Source organism: Erythrobacter sp. KY5, from assembly GCF_003264115.1.
Classification (GTDB): Bacteria; Pseudomonadota; Alphaproteobacteria; order Sphingomonadales; family Sphingomonadaceae; genus Erythrobacter.
Genome location: NZ_CP021912.1, coordinates 2,090,213 through 2,111,611 on the forward strand (window position 1 = coordinate 2,090,213; position 21,399 = coordinate 2,111,611).

Genomic DNA, 21,399 nt, shown 5'->3' on the forward strand with positions numbered 1-21,399 from the left:
AGCGGTTTAGATCAGCGATTGCGACGCAGGCGCGGATTAGGCTGAAGCGTGTCAATAATGGCGACGAAATCGTCGAGGCGAATGATCCGCTCGAACTGGAAACCGGCGCGCTCATCACGGGTCCAGATAACGTACGCTTCGATCCGTCCAACCACGGGGAGGCGAATGATTACCCGGTCGCCTCGGCTGAGCGAATGCGAGTCATCGACCATGAAGCCGTGCGCAGAGATATTGCAGACGTGAAGATTCAGGTCGCCATTCGAGAAATGCTCAACAATAACTGGAAAGTCGACCGGATGCCGCGCAGCCCGGCGCAGGTCAGTAACACTCAGATTAGCTCCTGCCGTCACAGTCGGCGCCCTCCATATTCTCAACTGCCCACACAACGTGAGCCATCACCCCTAATGCGGGGTAAAGGCTGACATTTGGTAAAGGCGATTGACCGCCCGTTTGTCAAAACGGCTAACGGGGCTGACCAGCGAAGGTCTACCGGTTGAGAATACCGTGTTTCTTTTTGCCGAGACTGAGTTTGACGCTCGCGCCATCTGCCACGGCCACCAAGGCGCCGGGATCGGTGACAGCTTCGCCGTCAAGTTTGACCGCGCCTTCCGCGATCTTGCGCTTGGCTTCGCCATTGGACGCGGTGAAGCCGATCTGAGTCAAAACAGCTCCAATGCGCATACCCTCTGGGCCGACCGAAAGCGTTGGCAGTTCCTCGCCTGCGCCGCCACCAGCAAAGGTGGTCGCCGCCGTACCCTCTGCAGCCTTGGCTGCATCGGCTCCGCGGACCATGGCCGTCACCGCATTTGCCAGCACGACCTTTGCATCGTTGATCTCGGCGCCTTCAAGCTTTTCGAGACGAGCAATTTCATCGAGGGGAATGTCGGTGAAGAGCCTCAGGAACTTGCCAACGTCGCGATCGTCGGTGTTCCGCCAATACTGCCAGAAATCGTAAGCGGGCAAAGCATCTTCGTTCAGCCAGATTGCGCCATCAACCGACTTGCCCATCTTGGCGCCGTCGGCGCGCGTGATGAGCGGTGCGGTTACGCCATAGACCTCGCGTTGATCGATCCGACGGTTCAGCTCGATACCATTGACGATGTTGCCCCACTGATCGCTGCCGCCCAATTGCAGCTGGCAACCATAATCACGTGCGAGCACGAGGAAATCGTATGCCTGCATGATCATGTAATTGAATTCGAGAAAACTGAGCGGTTGCTCGCGATCAAGCCTCAGCTTGACCGAGTCGAACGTCAGCATGCGATTGATCGTGAAATGCGGTCCGACATCGCGCAACAGCTCGATATAGCCGAGCTTCGACAGCCAATCGTCATTATTGATGAGCAGCGCGCCGGTCTCGCTGTCATCGAAACGCAGGATGCGTTCGAAACTGCCCCTGATCCCCGCGATATTCGCGGCCAGCCGTTCGTCCGTCATCAGCTGGCGCGTCTCGTCTCGCCCCGAAGGATCACCCACCCGCGCAGTGCCCCCGCCCATGATTACGATGGGGCAATGCCCGGCCTGTTGCAGACGCTTCAAGAGCATGATCGAAGCAAGGTTGCCGATATGCAGCGAGGGTGCGGTGGGATCGAACCCGACATAGCCGGTAATCACCTGCTTGGCCGCGAGCGCATCGAGCGCGCCTGCATCGGTGATCTGGTGAAGATGGCCGCGCTCTTCGAGAAGGCGCAGAAGGTCGGATTCGTAAGTCATGCGCCGCGCTTAACAGTGGGGAGGGTTGCTTGGAAGTGGCTTGCTCGCCCGGTTGCAGTCAGCCATGGAAAAGCCATGCGACCACTCATGTTACACCGAACCTGCGACCTTGGACCGATCCGCGCTGTGACGGCCCATGTGAAGCCCACCGAGGTCGGCTGCGAGGCCGAATTTCGGTTTGAAGGCAATATCGACGCAATCCGGCTCCCCGAACCCGGACCATCGGTTCGAACCGACGATCTGTGGAAGGCAACATGCTTTGAGATATTCTGGCAGCCGATTGGCGGAACCTACTACCGCGAATTCAATCTTTCGCCCTCGAGCCGCTGGGCGGCGTACGACTTCGACGCATTCCGCGAAGGGATGCGAGATGCGCCCGTCGATGCGATTTCCTTGAGCCACGCCAGAGCGAGCGCCAACGGGGTTGGAGAGCTTGTTCTGAAAGCCAGCATCGCAGCTCAACTTCCTGCGCCTGCGCAGGTGGCACTAAACGCTATTGTCGAGCATGAGGATGGCGCTCTGCAATTCTGGGCGCTGGCGTTTCCTCCCGGCAAGGCCGAGTTCCACTCCGAAGCCTGTCGCCAGTGGATCGTCGACCGGGGTTAGGCCTCTTCGGCGCGACTGCCAAATGGGCCGTTCAGTCGCACGACCTTGAAATTAATGGCCTGCGCGAAACACGTCCATAGGATGTAAGGCAGGACCAGCCAAGCGGCGAAGCTTGAAACCGGGTCCAGAACGAATGCCAGCGCAATGCATGAGGCGATGAGAGCCCAGTTCTCATAGAACGACCAGTCAGGGCGTTTGAACTTGAAGAACAACGGCGACCACAGGAAGTGGAAAACGGCGTTGATCGAAAAAGCGGCCGCCACGGTATAATACTGCGCAGCGCTCTCAGCCTCGGTGAGGCCGATGTAGAGCGCCCATCCAGCCAGACCGAGGATGATCGTCCAAGCAGGACCAAATGCCCAGCCGGGTGGCTGGAACCAGGGCTTTTCAAGATTGTGATACCATTCGCTAAGGTCGGTCAGCAGTCCGCCTGCTATGTTGAGGCCAAAGCCATAGAGGATCGCGAAGGTGAGGGCGGTGTAGTCCATGGTGTTACAAGCGCTTCGATAGACGATACGTTCCGCGCAGGCAAAGCGAGCTACGAGCGCTTGCCTTTGACGGAAGCCTGTTCCAACGCTCTTGCCATGGCCAATTCAGTCCAATTCGGCATCGACCGTCTGCTCGCATCACCTGACCTGATCGCTCAACTTGGCGATCGCCGCGTCGCACTTGTTGCTCATCCGGCAAGCGTGACCGCCGACCTGACGCACAGTCTCGACGCGCTTATCGCCGCAGGCGTAAATGTCAGCAGCGCCTTCGGGCCACAGCATGGGCTGAAGGGGGACAAGCAGGACAACATGGTCGAGACGGCCGATGAAATGGATGCGCAATATGGCATCCCGATCTTCAGCCTTTACGGAGAAGTGCGCAGGCCCACCGGGCAGATGATGTCGAGCGCGGATGTGTTCCTGTTCGACCTTCAGGATCTTGGCTGCCGCATCTACACTTTCGTGACCACGCTGCTCTATCTGCTTGAGGAGGCAGCAAAGCACGGCAAGGAAGTATGGGTGTTGGACCGCCCCAATCCCGCAGGTCGTCCGGTCGAAGGCACATTGTTGGTTCCGGGACACGAAAGCTTCGTCGGGGCGGCTCCCATGCCGATGCGTCATGGCCTTACGATGGGAGAGATGGGCCATTGGTTTGTCGAACATTTCGACCTCGACGTCTCTTACAAAGTGGTGGCCATGGAAGGATGGCAACCCGACGCGGGTGACAGATCGGTGGCAAGCGGTTTTGGCTGGCCTGCATCACGCATCTGGATCAATCCCTCACCCAACGCGGCGAGCGTCAACATGGCGCGCTGTTACGCCGGGACGGTCATGCTTGAAGGCACGACACTGTCGGAAGGTCGCGGAACCACGCGCCCGCTCGAGGTGCTGTTCGGAGCGCCCGACATCGACGCAAAAGCGGTGGCGACTGAGATGTTCGCTTTCGCGCCTGACTGGTGCAGCGGTGTCAGGATGCGCGATTGCTGGTTTGAGCCGACCTTCCACAAGCACGCGGGCAAGCTGTGCAACGCACTGATGCTGCATGCCGAAGGGCCTGACTACGATCACGACGCTTTCAAGCCCTGGCGCATGCAGGCACTCGCGTTCAAAGCCATCCGGCGGCTGTACCCGGATTACGACCTGTGGCGTGATTTCCCTTATGAGTACGAGCTAGACCGACTGGCGATCGACGTGATCAATGGCGGACCAGCCTTGCGCGAATGGGTCGATAACCCCGACGCCTCTCCGCATGATCTCGACAATGGAGCCTCACACGATGAAGCGGCATGGGTACAGACCGTGCGCCAACACTTGCTTTACTGATCGGCTCTTGCCGGAATTTGCTGAAGGAGGGGGCCGTCCTGAGGCTCCGGAAGAGGCCGGATATCATCGGGGTCGCCCATCATCACCATGACCGAGCAACCGTCCTGTTGCCGATGTACGGCATAAATTGCGAGCGGTTTGTCAGGGGACGCCGGTTCGCGTGAGAAGAATGGCGTCTGGCCCGAAGCCTCACGCGCCTGAATAACTCGGTCGTTGCAGCTTTCGTCGCGTTGCGTGCGTTCGAGGATCTGGGCGAGGTTGGTATCATCCTCGTGCGCATCCTCGATTGTGCGCCAGCGCTCTGGCGGGGTGGTATAGGCAGGATTGTTGAGCGCAGTCTGTCCGGGAGCCGCAAATTCAGGGTCACCAGCACCAATCAAAGCGACTGCTGCCAGCGGAACAAATACGATGCGCATCACAATTCTCCCTTTCCTGCCAGTGCTGTAACAGAAAAGAGCCGTTCTCGCGAGTGCTGCTTAGTGCCCCTGTTTGCGGCTGAGCTCCCGCATTGCGCCGTCCAGCCCCTCAAGCGTCAGCGGGAACATGCGATCGTTCACCAGTTCCTTGATGATCTTGGTCGATTGCGAATAGCCCCATTGCTTTTCCGGCACGGGATTGAGCCAAACGGTGGCCGGATAAGTGTCGGTCACACGTTTCATCCAGATGCCGCCAGCTTCTTCATTCATATGTTCCACACTGCCACCGGCATGCGTGATTTCATAAGGGCTCATCGCTGCATCGCCGACGAAGACCACCTTGTAGTCATGACCGTATTTGTGGAGCACGTCCCACGTCTTGGTGCGTTCCTGCCAGCGGCGCTTGTTATCCTTCCAGACGCCTTCATAAAGGCAATTGTGGAAGTAGAAGAATTCGAGATTCTTGAACTCAGCCGTCGCCGCGCTGAAGAGTTCTTCAACCAGCTTGATGAACGGATCCATCGAGCCGCCCACATCGAGAAACAGCAACAGCTTGACCGCATTTCGCCGTTCTGCCCGCATGTGAATGTCGAGCCAGCCCTGCTTGGCGGTGCCATCGATTGTCGCATCGAGGTCCAATTGGTCCTGAGCGCCCTCGCGAGCGAAACGGCGCAATCTGCGAAGCGCCATCTTGATGTTTCGGGTGCCAAGCTCTTTGGTGTTGTCAAGGTTCTTGAACTCGCGCTTTTCCCAGACTTTTACAGCGCGCTTGTGCCGGCTTTCGCCACCTATGCGCACTCCTTCCGGATTGTAGCCTGAATTGCCGAAGGGCGATGTGCCGCCGGTGCCGATCCACTTATTGCCGCCTTCGTGGCGTTTTTCCTGTTCCTCGAGCCGTTTTTTCAAAGTCTCCATCAACTCGTCCCAATCACCGAGCTTTTCGATCTCTGCCATTTCCTCTTCAGACAGAAATTTCTCAGCAACGGCTTTGAGCCAGTCTTCCGGCACATCCACGGGATTCTGGCCGTAATCGGTCATTATCCCTTTGAATACCTTGTGAAACACCTGATCGAACTTGTCGAGCATGCCCTCGTCTTTGACGAAGGTGGCGCGTGACAGATAGTAGAACGCCTCGGGCGTTTGCTCGATCACGTCCTTGTCGAGCGCTTCGAGCAAGGTGAGATGTTCCTTGAAGCTCGCGCCGATTCCGGCCTCGCGCAGTTCGTCCATGAAATTGAAAAACATGTCCGTGGTCTAAACACGATTTCAGCGGGTTTCCAGCCCCATGACCGCCATACTGCGGCATCCCCTTAAGCCTTCGCTAACCATCTTGAAGCTAGGGCAGGCACATACAGGGGACAGCAACGCCATGAAGCCAGTAGAGATCGATACCGCGAACGCATCAGCGCTGGACAAGATTCCAGAGAAATGTGGAGCAGTGACCGTCGGTTGTACCGATGTCGCGGGTATCGTTGAGAAAGTAATCAAATCCTCCGAAACACTCCGCGCAGAGCATGAGGCCTTGCGCGGCACCGTAACGGCACTTGAATCAGATCAAATCAAGGTTGCCGAAGCGAGCGATGAAGCGCGCCTGCTTTCGGAACGCGCGATTGAACGCCTTGGTGAGGGAACGCGTCTGATCCAGTCATCGCTGGGACAGATCGGTTCGTTGCTCGACCTCGTCGACGCCCTGGGCCAGCACGTCACGAGCTTTTCGGCTGCGATGGAGCAGGTCCGCCGAAGCGCGCAAGACATTGACAATATTGCTGAAACCACCAACATCCTCGCCCTTAACGCGACGATCGAAGCCATGCGCGCAGGTGACGCCGGGCGCACTTTCGCCGTGGTTGCGAGCGAGGTGAAAAGCCTCGCCAATGACACGCGCAAGGCGACCGAAGAAATCGCTCATACTATCGACGCACTTGGCGACGAGGCTTCCCAGGTGATCGGACGCATCGAGGAAGGCTCCAAGGCCAGCGCGGAGGCAAAGGCTTCGGTTGCCCGCATTGAGAGCACGATTTCGAGCGTCGGGGATCTCGTCGAAGAGGTGGACAAACAGAACGATGTGATCGCCCGCTCTACAGGAACGATCTCGGGCCATGTCGATGCCGTTCAGAAAGTGCTGACGAGTTTTGACTCGGCAGCACGTGCGAATGAAACCCAGCTTCAGGGCGCGCACGAGCGCATGGAAGAGCTCGAAATGACCGCGAACGACATGTTTGATTCGCTGGTCACCGCTGGGCTCAGCCCACAGGACAGTTTGAAGGTCGAACAGGCTCAGGACATCGCCCGCAAGGTCGCGACGATGTTCGAAGAGGCCATCCAATCTGGCTCTCTTTCGCTATCGGAAGCCTTCGACCAGAATTACGAGCTCATTCCCGGAAGCAATCCGCCACGCTATCGCACGAGCCTCAACCATTGGGCCGACCGAAACCTTCGTCCCATCCTCGATTCGGTGAAGAAAAGCGATACGAACATCATCGCGACCACCTGTACCGACACCAAGGGCTATCTGCCGACCCACCTAACCGAGATGTCTCGCGAACCGACAGGCGATGTGGCTCACGACACGAAATTCTGTCGCAACGGGCGCATCCTTTGGGGACCGATGGACAGAAAAGCCAAAGTAAGCACTGCGCCATTTATGATGGGTGTGTATCGCCAGGAGGGCGACGGAACGACATATCAAGTCGTCCGCAATGTCTACATCCCGATCTACATCAATGGCCGGCGCTGGGGCGATTACGAGATCGCCTACAGCTTCCAGTGATGGGACTTGCTCGGCCTTAGCTGGGGTTGCGGCGGGCCATGAAGGCTAGCCGCTCAAACAGCATCACGTCCTGCTCGTTCTTGAGCAAGGCGCCGTGAAGCGGCGGGATCGCGCTGTTCGGGTTCGCGTCCTGAAGCACCTCTAACGGCATGTCCTCGTTGAGCAGCAGCTTCAGCCAGTCGAGCAGCTCGCTGGTCGATGGCTTCTTCTTGAGGCCCGGCACTTCGCGCAGTTCATAGAAGATATCCATGGCCTTCTTGACCAGCGATTTCTGAATGCCGGGATAGTGCACGTCGATGATCGACTGCATCGTCTCGCGGTCCGGGAATTTGATGTAGTGGAAGAAACAGCGGCGCAGGAATGCGTCGGGCAGTTCCTTTTCATTGTTTGAAGTGATGACGACGATGGGGCGTTCCTTCGCCTCGATCCGCTCCTGCGTTTCGTATACGTCGAAGCTCATACGATCCAGTTCCTGAAGCAGGTCGTTTGGGAATTCGATATCGGCCTTGTCGATCTCATCGATCAGCAGAACCGGCAGCTGCTCGGAAGTGAACGCCTCCCATAGCTTGCCCTTCTTGATGTAGTTGCGAATATCGTGAACACGCTCTTCACCAAGCTGGCCATCACGAAGGCGCGCAACCGCGTCATATTCATACAGGCCCTGCTGTGCCTTGGTGGTCGATTTCACGTTCCACTCAATCAGCGGTGCACCAATGGCTTTCGAGATTTCATATGCGAGCACGGTCTTGCCGGTTCCCGGCTCACCTTTGACCAGAAGCGGACGGCGAAGCGTGACAGCTGCGTTGACGGCGACCTTCAGATCCTCGGTCGCGATGTAATCGCTCGTCCCTTCGAAACGCTGCTGGTCGGTGCTCTTCTCGGTCATCGGTTTCCCTTCAAAACGCATTTATTTGTGCGCCGCGATAAGAGACGTGGGCTCAGCGCGCAAGGGGGGAAGGGGACCGCCCGGTTGAGCGAGCAGTCCACTAATCCGGGATCGAGTGTCAGGCTAGCGCCTCTATTTCATCGACTTTCTTCTTGAGCGCGCGCGCGCCGATCCAGTTGGCGAGAGCAACAAGAGCAAAGATCCCGAAGGTGATGGCTGCAGGTCCCGCAGCCCCTTCGATAGCGCGGAGCCAGCCCATCACCTCGGCAACCTTTGCTGTTACGGCATAGTAGAACAGGATAACTCCGGGCATCAGCGGGGCAAGATACCAGCGCGGTACATCGCGCAACGCTTCGTACTGGCGCTGATACTGGCGGCGAAGATGTACGACGCAAGCATCTTCGGGACGGCGTTCAAGGTTGCTAGCGCGGCGCCTGAGCCCGACCACGACAATGATAATTCCGGCGACGGTGAGTATTGCCGACAAGGCGATGAGGAACTCATCTCGCATAATTGCGCCGACAGCCATTCCGGAGAACAGGATGATAACAAACACTGCTGCTGCGTATTCGATGATGTTGCGAATCCGCACGCGGCGCTCAAACTTGCCAGCGCGGGCGGCGCAATCGACAGGATCACTGAAGGCTGCGTCATCCTGGCGGTTGTTCCAACCTTGGATTGGGGGGAGGCTCATGGGGTTTCTCCTTGGTCGTTTGGCGTGTTGAAGTGGTCCGCGAGCAGCGCCTTGATGCGATGCACACGGGTGGCGACCGCGCCTGAAGACAGGCCGGTGATTTCGGAAATGTCTGAAGCGCTCTCGCCTTCGAGCCACAGAACGATGACTTGCGCGTCGAGAGCAGGGAGCCGCCGGATCAGCTCCGCCACTTGCTCCAGGACGAGGTTGTCAGCGGCATTGATTTCAGGGTTGGCTGCATCTGGTAGCGCATCAATCTCATCGAGCGGTACTTTCTTCGGCCCGCGCACGGCCTTCGCGACATGATCGGCCGCGACGTTATGCGCGACGCGGTAGACCCAGGTCTTGAGGGCACAGTCGCCATTGAACCGTGCGAGGCTGGCCCACAGGGCGCAGTGCATCTCTTGTTCAAGATCGCGCGCCTTGTCCGCATTGCGTTCGACGGCGCGAGCGAGGCGGGCAAGCGCCGGCGCAAATTCTTCGCCTGCCTGCCGGTAAAGAGTGTCTGCGTCTTGTCTCATGCCCCCTTAGTCCAGCCATATCCGGATTTCTTACAAGGGGGGCGCAAATATCTTAAGTGCTGTCTTAGAGGCGCGCGCTCGCTCCGAGACAGACGAAAGCGAGTTGCGCTGCTAAAACAAGCGCGGTCGCGATCTTCCAGCCTGCGCCAGTATCCTTCATCCCCCGCTCCCAGGTCCACATGCCGATTGCACCGGTTATGAGGCTTGAAAGTGCGATCGTGATCCAGCCAGATTGCGCGGAAAGTACGATGAAAACGACGGTGAGCAGCGTCAGTTGAAGAAGGAAGGCGGCGGCAAACCACGCGATCGGGATCGGCCGATACTTCGCGTCGGGTATGTGCCAGTCGGGTAAAGCGCTGTCAGGGCGGGATACTCGTCTGTCGCCCGCGTAGATGTCCTCTTCGCGAGGATTTGGGTATTTGCGCCTATCCGACATCAAGCGTCAATCATGTCGCGGTCCATCTCTCCCGCGCGGTTCTGGATGAAGTTGAAGCGGTGTTCAGGGTTACGGCCCATCAGTTGATCGACCAGTTCTTTCACGCCTGCGCGCTGTTCGAATTCGGCAGGGAGCGTGATCCGGACGAGGCTGCGCGTGTCCGGGTGCATGGTGGTTTCGCGCAGCTGCTGTGGGTTCATCTCACCCAGACCTTTGAAGCGCGCTACGTCGACCTTCTTGCCCTTGAAAACCGTCGCTTCGAGCTCTGAGCGATGCGCGTCATCGCGGGCGTAGCGGCTCTCCTTCCCGGCCGTAAGCCGGTAAAGCGGAGGCTGAGCGAGGAACAGGTGCCCCTTGCGCACGACATCGGCCATTTCCTGGAAGAAGAACGTCATCAACAGGGTTGCGATATGCGCGCCGTCGACGTCTGCGTCGGTCATAATGATGATGCGGTCGTACCGCAGGTTCTCCGCATCGCACTCCTTGCGCGTGCCGCAGCCCATTGCGAGCGAAAGGTCGGCAATCTCGGAATTTGCGCGGATCTTGTCGGCGGTAGCGGATGCGACGTTCAGGATCTTGCCCCGGATCGGGAGGATCGCCTGTGTCTTTCGGTCGCGCGCCTGTTTGGCGCTGCCACCTGCGGAATCGCCTTCAACGATGAAAAGTTCGGTCTCGCGCTCCCCTTCACCCGAACAATCAGTAAGCTTGCCGGGGAGGCGCAGCTTCTTCGCATTCGTGGCGGTCTTGCGCTTGATCTCGCGCTCTTGCTTGCGCTTGAGCCGCTCGTCCATGCGCTCCATCACTTCGCCCAGAAGCGCCTTGCCGCGATCCATGTTGTCGGCAAGGAAATGGTCGAAATGATCGCGCACAGCCGCTTCCACCAGCCGTGCGGCTTCGGGCGAGGTAAGGCGGTCCTTGGTCTGTGACTGGAACTGAGGATCACGGATAAAGACGCTCAGCATCACTTCAGCTCCGGTCATCACGTCGTCAGCCGTGATGTCCTTTGCCTTTTTCGTACCGGTCAGTTCGCCAAACGCGCGTAGCCCCTTGGTAAGCGCGCCGCGAACGCCCTGTTCGTGCGTTCCGCCATCGGGTGTTGGTACGGTGTTGCAATACCAGCTGGTCGAGCCGTCCGAGTAGAGTGGCCACGCAATGGCCCACTCGACGCTTCCTTGGCCCATGCCGTCTTTCTCGGCAAAGTCCTGTTTCCCGGTAAAGGGTTGGGATGTGACGCATTCGCGTTCCCCGACCTGTTCAGCCAGATGGTCGGCAAGCCCGCCGGGAAACTTGAAGGTGGCCTCTGCCGGGACATCGTCGCTGGTAAGGCTCTGCGCGCATTTCCAGCGGATTTCGACTCCAGCAAACAGATACGCCTTGGAACGAGCAAGCTTGAATAGGCGGTGAGGTTTGAACTGGCGATCACCGAAGATTTCGGTGTCTGGCGTGAAGCTCACCGTCGTGCCGCGCCGGTTGGGCGCAGCACCGACGACCTCGATAGGACCCTGCGCATGGCCCTTGGCGAACTCCTGGGCGTACAATTGCTTGTCGCGGGCAACTTCAACGCGCGTCTGCGATGAAAGCGCATTGACGACGCTGACACCCACACCGTGAAGCCCGCCGCTGGTGGCGTAGGCCTTGCCCGAGAATTTGCCCCCTGAATGGAGAGTCGTGAGGATCACTTCGAGGGTCGACTTGCCCGGATATTTTGGGTGTTCGTCGACCGGAATGCCGCGTCCATTGTCTGAGATACTGAGGCGATTTCCCTCATCCAACCGCACTTCGATGCGTGACGCATGGCCGGCGACGGCTTCGTCCATTGAATTGTCGAGAACTTCGGCGGCGAGGTGATGCAGCGCCCGGTCATCTGTGCCACCGATATACATGCCGGGACGACGGCGAACCGGCTCAAGCCCTTCAAGCACTTCGATGGAAGAAGAATCGTAATCGCCGGATGTGGTCGGCGTATTTTCAAACAGGTCATCGGACATGCATCCGATATAGGGACGAGTGACCACTGCTCACAAGCAGGGCCACACCCGTTTTGCGCCGCTTTTAATTCCCGAAGCTGCGCGGAGCCGCGTCAACAGCGACTACCTGGTTGCCGCGCACCTCGCGCACTTCGAGCGCACGCTGTGCGACCCCGCTGCGAGCGAAGCGAAACGGGCCATCAACTCCAAGGAACCCGCCGCGGTCATACAACCGGTTTGTCGGGAAGTTGTCGCCCACTTGCCAATCCTGTGCAATGCGGAGCGTAAGAAGCACCGCGTCGTATCCAAGCGTCGCAATGCGATAAGGCTTTGCGCCAAAGCGAGCCTCGTAACTGTCGGCAAAGCGGCGGAAACGGGTATCGGAAACGGCGGAGAACAATGCGCCGTTTACAGTGCTCGACTGAGTGATTGCAGCCTCGCCGCTCCACAATTCAGTTCCGAGAAGACGGGTTCCCTCGGCGCCCTGACTGCGGATCTGACCCGCCGCTTGTATCGCAAGACGCGCTCCATCGGCGATCAGCACAGTGTCATAGCCACCCGCCTGACGAAGGCGCTGCGCAGCTCCGACGATTGAGGTGTTGCCGCGCGCGTAACGTTCGAACGCGATCAGGTTGCCGCCGTAATCGCGAAGCGAGTTCTGCAAAGCGTTGTAGGAACGTTGGCCGTAATCACCCTCAGGCAGCAGCGCGGCGAAACTGTTGGAGCCATTGCGACGCGCATATTCGACTGTGCGGCGGATCGATTGTTCTGGAATATGCCCCATCACGAAAACATCGGGGCTGGCAACGCTCGAATCGTTTGAGAACGCGATCGACGGCACATTTGCAGGTCGCGCGGCGGCTTGAACAGCCGGCACATTGTCAGCGAGCAACGGGCCGAGGATCAATCTGTTGCCGTCCGTAATCGCCTGACGCGCAGCTGCTGCCGCGCCGCGCGAGGTGTCGTAGGTCGTTATGCGCAGGTTGCTGGCATTCGTGTCGATAAGCGCCATTGTAGTCGCATTCGCCAGCGACTGTCCTACCTCGGACGCGGTGCCGCCCATAGGCACGAGCAGCGCAACGCGATGACGCGTGGCATCGGTGGGGAGGGCGGTCTGGCTCGGCTGCGGGGTTGGAGTTGCTGCAGGCGTCGTCGAAACCGTTTCGGTCTTGGGGATGACCTGACAGCCTGCCAGCAGCATTGCCGTTCCCACCATCGCGACATTGCGACGATTGAATGCTTTGAGGACCCTGAGCGATTTGCTCGCAAGGAAATTGGTGCCAAACGTACGCTTCATTCTTGCCGACCCCTCATCGCTTCTCCAAGGATGCGGCCCTCATGAGCACGCACAATCCTGAATCAGCCGTCATCGAATTGCTTGATCCCGGTCTCTATATAGTCGCGACCCCGATTGGCAATCTTGGCGATGTAACGATGCGTGCGCTCGACGTGCTGCGCAGATCGGCGATTATCGCCTGTGAGGATACGCGAGTTACGGGAAAGCTCCTCAAGGCATATGCCATCAAGACGCGTATGCAGCGTTATGATGACCATGCTTCGGCTGAGGTTCGCGCGCGCCTGATTGAGACCGCGAGACGCGAACCGGTTGCGTTGGTGAGCGATGCGGGCACTCCGCTCGTCTCCGACCCCGGCTATCGACTGGTGCGCGAAGCTCGCGAGGAGAACATCGAGGTAACCTCTATTCCAGGGGCGTGCGCGGCCATAGCCGGATTGACGCTATCGGGCCTGCCAAACGACCGGTTCCTGTTTGCCGGATTCCTGCCGGTTAAAGAGAAAGCGCGCAGCGATGTTCTGGCCGAACTCGCTGACATCAACGCAACCTTGATCTTCTATGAAACCGGGCCTCGGCTTGAACGATCGCTCAGGGCAATTGCGGAAGTCTGGCCGACGCGCGAAGTCGCGGTCGCGCGTGAACTTACCAAGCTGCACGAGGAATGCCGCTCGGCCAGTCCGGCAGTGCTGGCTGAGCATTATTCCGCGCATCCCCCCAAGGGCGAGATCGTCCTGCTGGTCGGCCCGCCTCAGGAGGCACACAGCGATGCCGACCCCGACACGTTGCTTCGCGAAGCGCTCGAGACGATGAGCGTAAGCAAAGCCGCAGGCAAGGTTGCCAAGGTAACCGGGATCGACCGGCAGGTGCTGTATTCGCGCGCGGTGGAGCTTCGCGGAGAATGAGCGTCAAACGCGTGATTGCGGACCGCAAGGGCCGCGAGGCAGAGGCACAGGCGGCGCAATGGCTCATGCAGCAAGGTTTCGAGGTGCTTGCGGAAAGGCGCAAGACCAAGCTTGGCGAGATTGACTTGATTGCTCGAAAGAAGGGCTTGGTTGCGTTCATCGAGGTTAAATGGCGAAAGCGCAGCCGAGACCTCGACACAGCTATCGACGAACGGCGCCTTGCGCGAGTGGCCGCTGCAGTAGAGGTGGTCGCGCACGAATACACGGAACCTGATGATGACATCCGCATCGATGTGATCCTGCTTGCGCCCGGCAGCAGGCCTCGCCACATCGAAAACGCCTGGATGCCCTGAATAGCGAGAGAAACCAGCACCTATGTCCCTGAAGATCGCAGTCCAGATGGACCCAATCGAGAACATCAACATCAAGGGCGACAGCTCATTCGCGCTCATGCTCGCAGCACAAGAGCGCGGATATGAGGTGTTCGAATATCACGTGGAAAGCCTGACGCTTGATGCCGAAGATCGCCTGTTTGCTCGGTGTTTTCCGGTCACTGTGCAGCGTGTTGTCGGGGACCATTTTGAGAAAGGCGAGCCTCAACGACTGGATCTTGGACGCGACATCGACGTGGTCTTGATGCGGCAGGACCCTCCGTTTCACATGGGCTACATCACGGCGACGCATCTGCTTGAGCGGGTTCAGGGAGAGACATTGGTCGTCAACGATCCCGCCAATGTCCGTAATGCACCTGAAAAAGTGATGGTTCTCGACTATCGCCGCTTCATGCCCCCAACGCTTGTCACGCGCTCGGTCGACGAGGTGAAGCGATTTATGGCAGAGTACGGCGCTGTGGTGGTGAAACCGATCCATGGCAACGGAGGGAAGGCAATCTTCCGCGTGCCAGCATCGGGTGACAATCTCACGGCGCTGTTCGAGGTTTTCAACCAGACCTGGCCCGAACCCCACATGGTTCAGCCTTTCCTTCCGGAAGTTGCCGAGGGCGACAAACGCATCGTGCTGATCGACGGCGAAATAGCGGGCGCAATCAATCGGATACCGGGCGAAGGTGAGTTCCGCTCGAACCTCGCCATGGGCGGAAGCGCCGAGGCCACCCAGCTCACCGAACGCGAGATCGAAATCTGCGAGGCAATGGGGCCGGACCTGAAGCGGCTTGGCCTGACCTTTGTCGGCATCGACGTGATCGGGGGCAAATGGCTCACCGAAATCAACGTGACCTCACCCACTGGCATAGTGGCAATTTCGGAGTTTGACGGGACGGATCTCGCAGGGATGATCTGGGATGCGATCGAAGCGCGTCTGTCGTCCCAGAACGCCTAGCGCTTCTTCGCCCTTGGATGAGCCCCGCGATACGTCTCTAGCAAGCTTGCCGCATCGACCTTGGTATAGATCTGTGTCGAGCCCAGAGAAGCATGCCCCAATAATTCCTGCAAGCTGCGCAGATCAGCTCCCGCTCCCAGCAAATGCGTCGCGAAAGAGTGCCGCAGCGCGTGAGGCGTTGCGGTGTCGGGCAGTCCCAGCGCCCGCCGCGCACGCGCCATTGCCTTTTGCACCATGCCCGCAGACAGCGGACCTCCCTTTGCACCTCTAAACAAAGGCTCATCAGCGGTGAGGGGCCACGGGCACTGTTTGGCATACTCACTTACGGCCTCGCGTGTGATGGGAAGGATCGGAACCAGGCGCTGCTTGCCGCCCTTGCCGGTGACCATAAGTGTCTCTGCCAAAACCGCATCCCGGCCGCGCAGTGAGAGCGCCTCGGCAATGCGCAGCCCGCTTCCATACATCAGCAAAAGCACCGCCCGATCGCGCGAGCCGATCCAGTCCTCGCTTGCCGTCTCGTCGATCAGTTCCGCGATATTGAGCGCCTCATCGGGCGTAACGGGGCGGGGCAGACCTTTCTTGAGCCTCGGCCCGCGCAGGCGCGGCGCGGACGGGTCAGGATCACCGGCCTCCGAACGTGCATAAGCGATAAGCGCTTTCAAAGCCGAAAGCTCGCGCGCGGCGCTTGCGTTGGAGAGCCCTTCGGCCCTGCGGTTGGCCAGATGGCCGCGAAGATCGTGTGCCTCTACTGCGGCAACCTCGTCCCAAGAGATAAGTTGTTTGCCCCTGAGCAGACGTTGCGCAGCGCTTACATATGCACGGACAGTGTGAGGGCTTCTGCGTCTGGCATCGGTGAGGTGCGCGCGCCATTGTGCGATGAGTTCTACCTCGCTCACGCCTGCACCAATGTGTCCGCAACCAACTCGCCCAGCACCGCATCAAGGACCGGGTGGCCCGCATCGGTGAGGCCGATCCGGTTATCGATCTGCCAGACGAGCCCAATGTCCTTCAGATGCGTCAGCTTGGCAGCGTTGACCATTTGATCGCGATCCTGCTGAAATCGGACGGCCAAGGCTTCCAGATCGACACCCTCGACAAGCCTCAGCCCCATCATCAAGGCTTCTGACGCTGCTTCGTTCGGGTCCAGAAGGCGTTGTTCTGAGATCCCGTGCGATCGTTCGTTCACCGCCTTGAGAAAATTTTCCGGCTTCTTGTGCCGGACAGTCGCAAAACCGCCGCGTCTTCCATGGGCACCCGGACCGACCCCGGCATAATCCTCGTACCGCCAATACGTGAGATTGTGGCGGCTTTCATCGCCCGGCCTCGCGTGATTGCTCGTTTCATATGCCGGCAACCCTGCTGCCGACGTGAGGGATTGGGTGAGCGAGAACAGCTCTGCTGCCTCATCATCGTCCAGCGGTGCAAACCTGCCGAGGCGAACATCAGTTTCGAACCGCGTGCCGGGCTCGATCGTCAGCTGGTAAAGCGACATATGCGAGGTGCCGTAGGACAGGGCTCTTGTAAGCTGCGCCTCCCATTCCGCTGGGGACTGATCGGGCAGGGCGTAAATGAGGTCGAAACTCACCCGCTCAAAATGCGTCTGAGCCACTTCAAGCGCTTCAAGTGCCTCCTGTGCTCCATGCAACCTACCCAACCAGCGCAAAGTCCGGTCGTCGAGCGATTGCACACCGAGCGAAACGCGATTGATGCCAGCTGCGGCAAGAGCGGCGAAATTCGCTGCCTCGACCGATGAAGGGTTGGCCTCAAGCGTAATCTCGATCTCTGGCGAAAACCCCCAAAGTTGCTCGGCTTCACCCAAGAGCGCGTTGACGAGTGTCGGAGGCATCAGCGACGGGGTTCCACCGCCGAAGAAGATCGAGGTAAGGGCTTCTCCGCCAGCCTCATTCGCTTCGGCGCGCATGTCGGCGATGAGCGCGCGTTGCCAAACTTCGGTGTCGACTCTGTCGCGGACATGCGAGTTGAAGTCGCAATAAGGGCATTTCTTCGCACAGAAGGGCCAGTGAATGTAGAGGGCGCGGGCCAAGGGTCGTGTCAGTCTTTCCGTAACGCTTGCAGGGCATTCTCTAGGCCATGAGAGTACGCGCGACAATTCTCGGTCTTTTCGCAGGCCTGAGTGTTCTTGGTTCTGCTCCCGCTGGTGCTGACGAGGGCAGCTGGCTCGATGCGCACAATGCTGCTCGGGCCGAGTTTGGCGTTGCACCGCTCAGCTGGTCGCGGAAGCTTGAACGCGAAGCGCGCGCTTGGGCAGAAGTGCTGGCCGACGAAGAGCGCATTCGGCACGCACCGCCTGCCGCAAGAGGTGGCACAGGCGAGAATCTCTGGATGGGAACCGCCGGTTACTTCACCGCGCACCAGATGATTGTCCATCTCGCATCTGAGAAGCAGCATTTTCGATCCGGCACCTTCCCGCAGGTCTCGCGCACCGGTAACTGGGCCGATGTCGGCCATTACACACAAATGGTCTGGGCCTCGACCAGGGAGGTCGGCTGTGCATCAGCGCGCTCGGCACGCTTCGATGTGCTTGTCTGTCGCTACTGGCCCGCTGGCAACGTGATCGGAGAGCGAATAGCCCCGAGCGAAAGATTCGCCCGGCGCTAAACCCCGAACTGATCTGCGACGAGCTTGGCGAAAGCGTCGGCCCGGTGAGATATCTCGTGCTTTTCGGAAGGATCGATTTCAGCGAAGGTTTCATCACCATCGCGGGAGGCTGGGACGAAAACCGGGTCATAGCCAAAGCCGATGGTCCCGCGCGGCGGCCATGTAAGCGCACCGGGACACTTGCCCTCGTAAACAGCGTGTTCGCCATCAGGCCATGCAACTGCCAGCACGCAATGAAACGCGGCTGATCTATCCGCGTCAGGGCCAAGCTGCTGGAGCATGCCTTCGACCTTGCCCATCGCCATGTACCAGTCGCGCCCCGGATCCCCTTCGAACCATTGCCTCTCGGCCCAATCGGCGGTGTAAACGCCGGGGCGTCCGCCAAGCGCGTCGACGCTCAAACCGCTATCGTCCGCGAGCGCCGCAAGCCCCGATGCCTCTGCCGCCGACCGCGCCTTGATAAGCGCGTTTTCAACAAATGTGGTGCCCGTCTCAGGCGGTTCTGGAAGGCCAAGCGAGCCTGCCGAGATGCATTTCAGGCCATAAGGATTGAGCAGCGCTGAAATCTCTTTCAGCTTGCCAGCATTGTGCGTCGCGATGACGAGCGATCCCCCTCCGAGGCGTCTTCGCGTTCCGGGGCTCACTTCACCGCGTCCAACTGCGCCTTGAAGATCGCATCGCAACCGATGTTGGCGAGGCGAAGCAGGCGAAGCAAGCCTTCCTCGTCATAGGTTGCGCCTTCTGCTGTCGCCTGGACCTCGGCGATCTGACCGCCGTCGATCAGGACGAAGTTGGCATCGGCATCCGCGCTGGAATCCTCGTCATAGTCGAGGTCGAGGACGGGCGTTCCCTTGAAGATACCGCAGGAGATCGCGGCGACCTGCCCGGTAATGGGGTCGTCCTTGATCGCACCTTGCGCCATCAGCGCGTTGACCGCCAGACGCAGGGCAACCCATGCGCCCGATATCGAAGCCGTGCGTGTGCCGCCGTCAGCTTGAATGACGTCGCAATCGAGCGTGATCTGACGCTCACCTAGTTTTTGAAGGTCAACCACTGCGCGCAGGGACCGGCCGATCAGGCGCTGAATTTCCTGCGTACGGCCAGACTGCTTCCCGCGGGCCGCTTCACGCGATCCACGGGTGTGCGTGGCACGGGGAAGCATCGAATACTCGCCCGTGACCCAGCCCTCACCTTTGCCACGAAGCCACGGCGGGATGCGTTCTTCGACACTGGCGGTGCACAAGACCTTTGTGTCGCCAAAGCTGACGAGGCAGGAGCCTTCGGCATGTTTGGTATATCCGGTCTCGATCGTGATCGCGCGCATCTCGTCTGCGCTACGTCCTGAAGGGCGCATTGGTAACTCCGTATGTACTTGTTGCGGGCCAAGTGGCACCGCAGGCTTGTCGCCGCAAGCGCAAAGACTAAGATTACCACCATGGCCTCTCCACCGATTACCGAACTGACCCAGCGAGCGCGTGAGATTTTTCGGCGTGTGGTCGAGGAATATATCGACAGCGGGCAACCGGTTGGGTCGAAAACGCTGGCGAGTGACAGGGCGCTAAACCTGTCGCCAGCCTCGATCCGGTCAGTGCTTGCCCAATTGGAAGGGCTCGGCCTGCTTGCCGCGCCTCATACCAGTGCAGGCCGGATGCCGACCGATGCGGGACTTCGCATCTTTGTCGATGGGATGATGCGGGTAGCAGAACCGAGCGCGGAGGAACGCGCCCAGATCGAAGCCCGCCTCTCCGAAAGCGGACCGGTCGAACAGGCGCTGCAAAAAACGAGCGCGCTCCTATCGGAATTGTCCGGAGCCGCAGGCATGGTGCTGGTGCCCACCCGCGAACAGCGCCTTGCGCAATTCAGCCTCGTCAGCCTCGGACAGGGCAGGGCGCTCGCCGTGCTTGTTGGTGAGGATGGCGGGGTGGAGAACCGCGTGCTCGACCTCGACCCGGTTGCAGCCGGATCAATGGAAGCGGCAAGCAATTACATCACTTCGCGCCTTGCCGGGCGGACCCTCTCTGAAGCGGCGCAGGCAATGCGGGCTGAGATCAAGTCGGGCAAATCGCAACTGGACGATGCAAGCAAGGACCTGGTCGAGCGCGGCCTTGCCGTATGGAGCGAGGATGCCGATGAGCGTCCTGTTCTGATCGTTCGCGGGGCGTCGAACCTGCTTGATGAAGCAGCATTGGACGATATCGAGCGGGTCCGCTCGCTGCTTGACGATCTTGAAAACAAGCAATCGGTCGCGCAGCTGCTCGAAAGCGCGCGTGAGGCAGACGCCACGCGCATTTTTATAGGTGCAGAGAACCGGTTGTTCGGTCTATCGGGCTCTTCAGTCATCGCTTCGCCTTATCGCGATATCGAAGGTCGCGTGGTCGGAGTGCTTGGCGTGATTGGGCCCACGCGCTTGAATTACGCGCGCGTGGTCCCCATGGTGGATCTCACAGCCCGTTCACTGGGCAAACTGATCGCTTAATCAGGAAAACCAAAAGACATGATCGACAACGATAAGCCGCAGGTGGATGCGGCAGCTGAAGAAGAATTGAAGGGCGTGCCGGAGGAATTCCTCGATGACGGTGCTGACGAAGAAGAAGGCCAGGGTGCTTTGGGAGAAGCGCTCGAGGCTCTTCGCGGTGATCTCGAAGCGGCCAAGCAGGACGTCCTTTACGCCCGTGCTGAAACGCAGAACGTTCGCCGCCGCGCTGAAAAGGACATCGCGGATGCGCGCAACTATGCCGCGACCGGCTTTGCCCGCGACATTCTGAGCGTGTGGGACAATCTCAGCCGCGCGGTTGATGCGATTCCTGACAGCTTGCGCGAAGACGACAAGATGAAAGGCCTTGTGACCGGCATCGAGGCGACGAAGCGCGAGCTCGAAAAGGTGTTCAAGCAGCACGGCGTTGAGCGCGTGGCCGCTGTCGGCCTGCCGCTCGATCCCAATCAGCATCAGGCGATGATGGAAATCCCCTCGGCCGACCATGAGCCGGGGACGGTGATCCAGGAAATGCAGTCGGGCTGGATGATCAAAGACCGCCTGTTGCGCCCCGCAATGGTCGGCGTGGCGAAGAAGCCGGATTGATTACTCTTCGATCCAACGCGGAGAGCCGGAGGTCGGCAGGTCGGAGAGAATCTCGTACACGTCAGCTTGAAGTTTGAGCAGCGGCTCGGAAATATCGACTTTTTGAAGAAGCCTTTGCGAATGTACGGTTTGTGAGGGATAAACTGGATGAGAAACTCGTCGCTGTCGTCTTCGGCCATGACCTCGTAAGCGAGGCGGCACTCAGAATCGACCAGGAAGCAGTACCAGCCCCAGTCCTCTGCGACGTAATCGACTGGCGTACCCCGCTTCTCCAGTTCATCCCCGATGAACTTGGTCAGAGCATAGCCATGCATTGTTTCGGAATTGACGAGATCTTGATCCTTCGA

At 59.3% G+C, this 21,399-nt stretch carries 24 protein-coding genes; 9 read left to right on the top strand and 15 right to left on the bottom strand.

Annotated elements, in window-relative coordinates; genetic code table 11:
* Positions 1–11: 11 nt before the first annotated feature.
* Both CD351_RS09880 and tyrS read right to left on the bottom strand, forming a co-directional pair.
* Positions 12–350: a PilZ domain-containing protein gene (locus CD351_RS09880; RefSeq protein ID WP_111992493.1), complete on the bottom strand. Its 339-nt coding sequence runs from the start codon at positions 348–350 to the stop codon at positions 12–14.
* Between the two features lie 136 nt (positions 351–486).
* Positions 487–1,713 carry a tyrosine--tRNA ligase gene (gene tyrS / locus CD351_RS09885; protein ID WP_111992494.1) on the bottom strand — a complete coding sequence of 409 codons (1,227 nt, stop codon included), beginning with the start codon at positions 1,711–1,713 and terminating at the stop codon, positions 487–489.
* Positions 1,714–1,800: 87 nt separating this feature from the next.
* On the opposite strand from tyrS, the gene CD351_RS09890 reads away from it, so the two are divergent.
* Complete coding sequence (locus tag CD351_RS09890) at positions 1,801–2,319, top strand: hypothetical protein (RefSeq protein WP_111992495.1); 519 nt, start codon at positions 1,801–1,803, stop codon at positions 2,317–2,319.
* Here the strand turns inward: CD351_RS09890 and CD351_RS09895 are convergent.
* Positions 2,316–2,807 (bottom strand): TspO/MBR family protein, encoded by a 492-nt coding sequence (locus CD351_RS09895; protein ID WP_111992496.1) that lies wholly within the window; start codon positions 2,805–2,807, stop codon positions 2,316–2,318. The genes CD351_RS09890 and CD351_RS09895 overlap by 4 nt on opposite strands.
* Positions 2,808–2,903: 96 nt before the next feature.
* Between CD351_RS09895 and CD351_RS09900 the strand changes: the two genes are divergently transcribed.
* Positions 2,904–4,130 (top strand): exo-beta-N-acetylmuramidase NamZ domain-containing protein, encoded by a 1,227-nt coding sequence (locus tag CD351_RS09900; RefSeq protein ID WP_111992497.1) that lies wholly within the window; start codon positions 2,904–2,906, stop codon positions 4,128–4,130.
* Here CD351_RS09900 and CD351_RS09905 read toward each other — a convergent pair.
* Together CD351_RS09905 and CD351_RS09910 are read right to left on the bottom strand one after the other, a co-directional pair.
* Positions 4,124–4,546 carry a hypothetical protein gene (locus CD351_RS09905; RefSeq protein ID WP_111992498.1) on the bottom strand — a complete coding sequence of 141 codons (423 nt, stop codon included), beginning with the start codon at positions 4,544–4,546 and terminating at the stop codon, positions 4,124–4,126. The two genes, CD351_RS09900 and CD351_RS09905, sit on opposite strands and share 7 nt — an antisense overlap.
* A gap of 60 nt (positions 4,547–4,606) precedes the next feature.
* Positions 4,607–5,791, bottom strand: coding sequence for a VWA domain-containing protein (locus CD351_RS09910; protein ID WP_111992499.1), 1,185 nt, complete (start codon positions 5,789–5,791; stop codon positions 4,607–4,609).
* Between the two features lie 124 nt (positions 5,792–5,915).
* Between CD351_RS09910 and CD351_RS09915 the strand changes: the two genes are divergently transcribed.
* On the top strand, positions 5,916–7,316 hold the full coding sequence (locus CD351_RS09915; RefSeq protein ID WP_111992500.1) for a methyl-accepting chemotaxis protein: 1,401 nt from the start codon (positions 5,916–5,918) through the stop codon (positions 7,314–7,316).
* A gap of 16 nt (positions 7,317–7,332) precedes the next feature.
* Here CD351_RS09915 and CD351_RS09920 read toward each other — a convergent pair whose 3' ends face one another.
* From CD351_RS09920 to CD351_RS09945, 6 genes are all read right to left on the bottom strand, one after another.
* Positions 7,333–8,202: a MoxR family ATPase gene (locus CD351_RS09920; protein ID WP_111993697.1), complete on the bottom strand. Its 870-nt coding sequence runs from the start codon at positions 8,200–8,202 to the stop codon at positions 7,333–7,335.
* 118 nt (positions 8,203–8,320) lie between these two features.
* On the bottom strand, positions 8,321–8,896 hold the full coding sequence (locus CD351_RS09925) for a hypothetical protein (protein WP_111992501.1): 576 nt from the start codon (positions 8,894–8,896) through the stop codon (positions 8,321–8,323).
* Positions 8,893–9,417 carry an RNA polymerase sigma factor gene (locus tag CD351_RS09930; protein ID WP_111992502.1) on the bottom strand — a complete coding sequence of 175 codons (525 nt, stop codon included), beginning with the start codon at positions 9,415–9,417 and terminating at the stop codon, positions 8,893–8,895. The genes CD351_RS09925 and CD351_RS09930 overlap by 4 nt, the downstream gene beginning before the upstream one ends.
* A 64-nt stretch (positions 9,418–9,481) precedes the next feature.
* Positions 9,482–9,853, bottom strand: a complete 372-nt coding sequence (locus CD351_RS09935; protein ID WP_111992503.1) for a hypothetical protein — start codon at positions 9,851–9,853, stop codon at positions 9,482–9,484.
* On the bottom strand, positions 9,853–11,841 hold the full coding sequence (gene parE, locus CD351_RS09940) for a DNA topoisomerase IV subunit B (RefSeq protein ID WP_111992504.1): 1,989 nt from the start codon (positions 11,839–11,841) through the stop codon (positions 9,853–9,855). Before parE ends, CD351_RS09935 begins: the two co-directional genes overlap by 1 nt.
* 64 nt (positions 11,842–11,905) lie before the next feature.
* Positions 11,906–13,117 carry a penicillin-binding protein activator gene (locus CD351_RS09945; protein WP_111992505.1) on the bottom strand — a complete coding sequence of 404 codons (1,212 nt, stop codon included), beginning with the start codon at positions 13,115–13,117 and terminating at the stop codon, positions 11,906–11,908.
* A gap of 41 nt (positions 13,118–13,158) precedes the next feature.
* Here CD351_RS09945 and rsmI point away from each other — a divergent pair, with 41 nt between their 5' ends.
* From rsmI to gshB, 3 genes are read left to right on the top strand one after another with little or no spacing between them, the layout of a single operon-like run.
* Positions 13,159–14,016 carry a 16S rRNA (cytidine(1402)-2'-O)-methyltransferase gene (gene rsmI / locus CD351_RS09950; protein WP_111992506.1) on the top strand — a complete coding sequence of 286 codons (858 nt, stop codon included), beginning with the start codon at positions 13,159–13,161 and terminating at the stop codon, positions 14,014–14,016.
* Positions 14,013–14,369, top strand: coding sequence for a YraN family protein (locus CD351_RS09955; protein WP_111992507.1), 357 nt, complete (start codon positions 14,013–14,015; stop codon positions 14,367–14,369). Before rsmI ends, CD351_RS09955 begins: the two co-directional genes overlap by 4 nt.
* A 22-nt stretch (positions 14,370–14,391) precedes the next feature.
* Positions 14,392–15,354: a glutathione synthase gene (gshB, locus tag CD351_RS09960; RefSeq protein WP_111992508.1), complete on the top strand. Its 963-nt coding sequence runs from the start codon at positions 14,392–14,394 to the stop codon at positions 15,352–15,354.
* Here the strand turns inward: gshB and CD351_RS09965 are convergent.
* Both CD351_RS09965 and hemW read right to left on the bottom strand, forming a co-directional pair.
* A complete protein-coding gene (locus CD351_RS09965; RefSeq protein WP_111992509.1) occupies positions 15,351–16,250 on the bottom strand; it encodes a tyrosine recombinase XerC in 900 nt (299 codons plus the stop codon). The two genes, gshB and CD351_RS09965, sit on opposite strands and share 4 nt — an antisense overlap.
* Positions 16,247–17,398, bottom strand: coding sequence for a radical SAM family heme chaperone HemW (gene hemW / locus CD351_RS09970; protein ID WP_111992510.1), 1,152 nt, complete (start codon positions 17,396–17,398; stop codon positions 16,247–16,249). Before hemW ends, CD351_RS09965 begins: the two co-directional genes overlap by 4 nt.
* A 47-nt stretch (positions 17,399–17,445) precedes the next feature.
* Between hemW and CD351_RS09975 the strand changes: the two genes are divergently transcribed.
* Positions 17,446–17,973: a CAP domain-containing protein gene (locus CD351_RS09975; RefSeq protein WP_111992511.1), complete on the top strand. Its 528-nt coding sequence runs from the start codon at positions 17,446–17,448 to the stop codon at positions 17,971–17,973.
* On the opposite strand, the gene rdgB is transcribed toward CD351_RS09975, so the two are convergent.
* Positions 17,970–18,617, bottom strand: a complete 648-nt coding sequence (rdgB, locus tag CD351_RS09980; protein WP_111992512.1) for an RdgB/HAM1 family non-canonical purine NTP pyrophosphatase — start codon at positions 18,615–18,617, stop codon at positions 17,970–17,972. The genes CD351_RS09975 and rdgB overlap by 4 nt on opposite strands.
* Positions 18,614–19,327: a ribonuclease PH gene (gene rph, locus CD351_RS09985; RefSeq protein WP_111992513.1), complete on the bottom strand. Its 714-nt coding sequence runs from the start codon at positions 19,325–19,327 to the stop codon at positions 18,614–18,616. Before rph ends, rdgB begins: the two co-directional genes overlap by 4 nt.
* 81 nt (positions 19,328–19,408) lie before the next feature.
* Between rph and hrcA the strand changes: the two genes are divergently transcribed.
* Together hrcA and grpE are read left to right on the top strand one after the other, a co-directional pair.
* Positions 19,409–20,449 (top strand): heat-inducible transcriptional repressor HrcA, encoded by a 1,041-nt coding sequence (gene hrcA, locus CD351_RS09990; protein ID WP_111992514.1) that lies wholly within the window; start codon positions 19,409–19,411, stop codon positions 20,447–20,449.
* 18 nt (positions 20,450–20,467) lie between these two features.
* Entirely contained in the window at positions 20,468–21,052 is a 585-nt protein-coding gene (gene grpE, locus CD351_RS09995; RefSeq protein WP_111992515.1) for a nucleotide exchange factor GrpE, read from the top strand.
* The last annotated feature ends 347 nt before the right edge of the window (positions 21,053–21,399 follow it).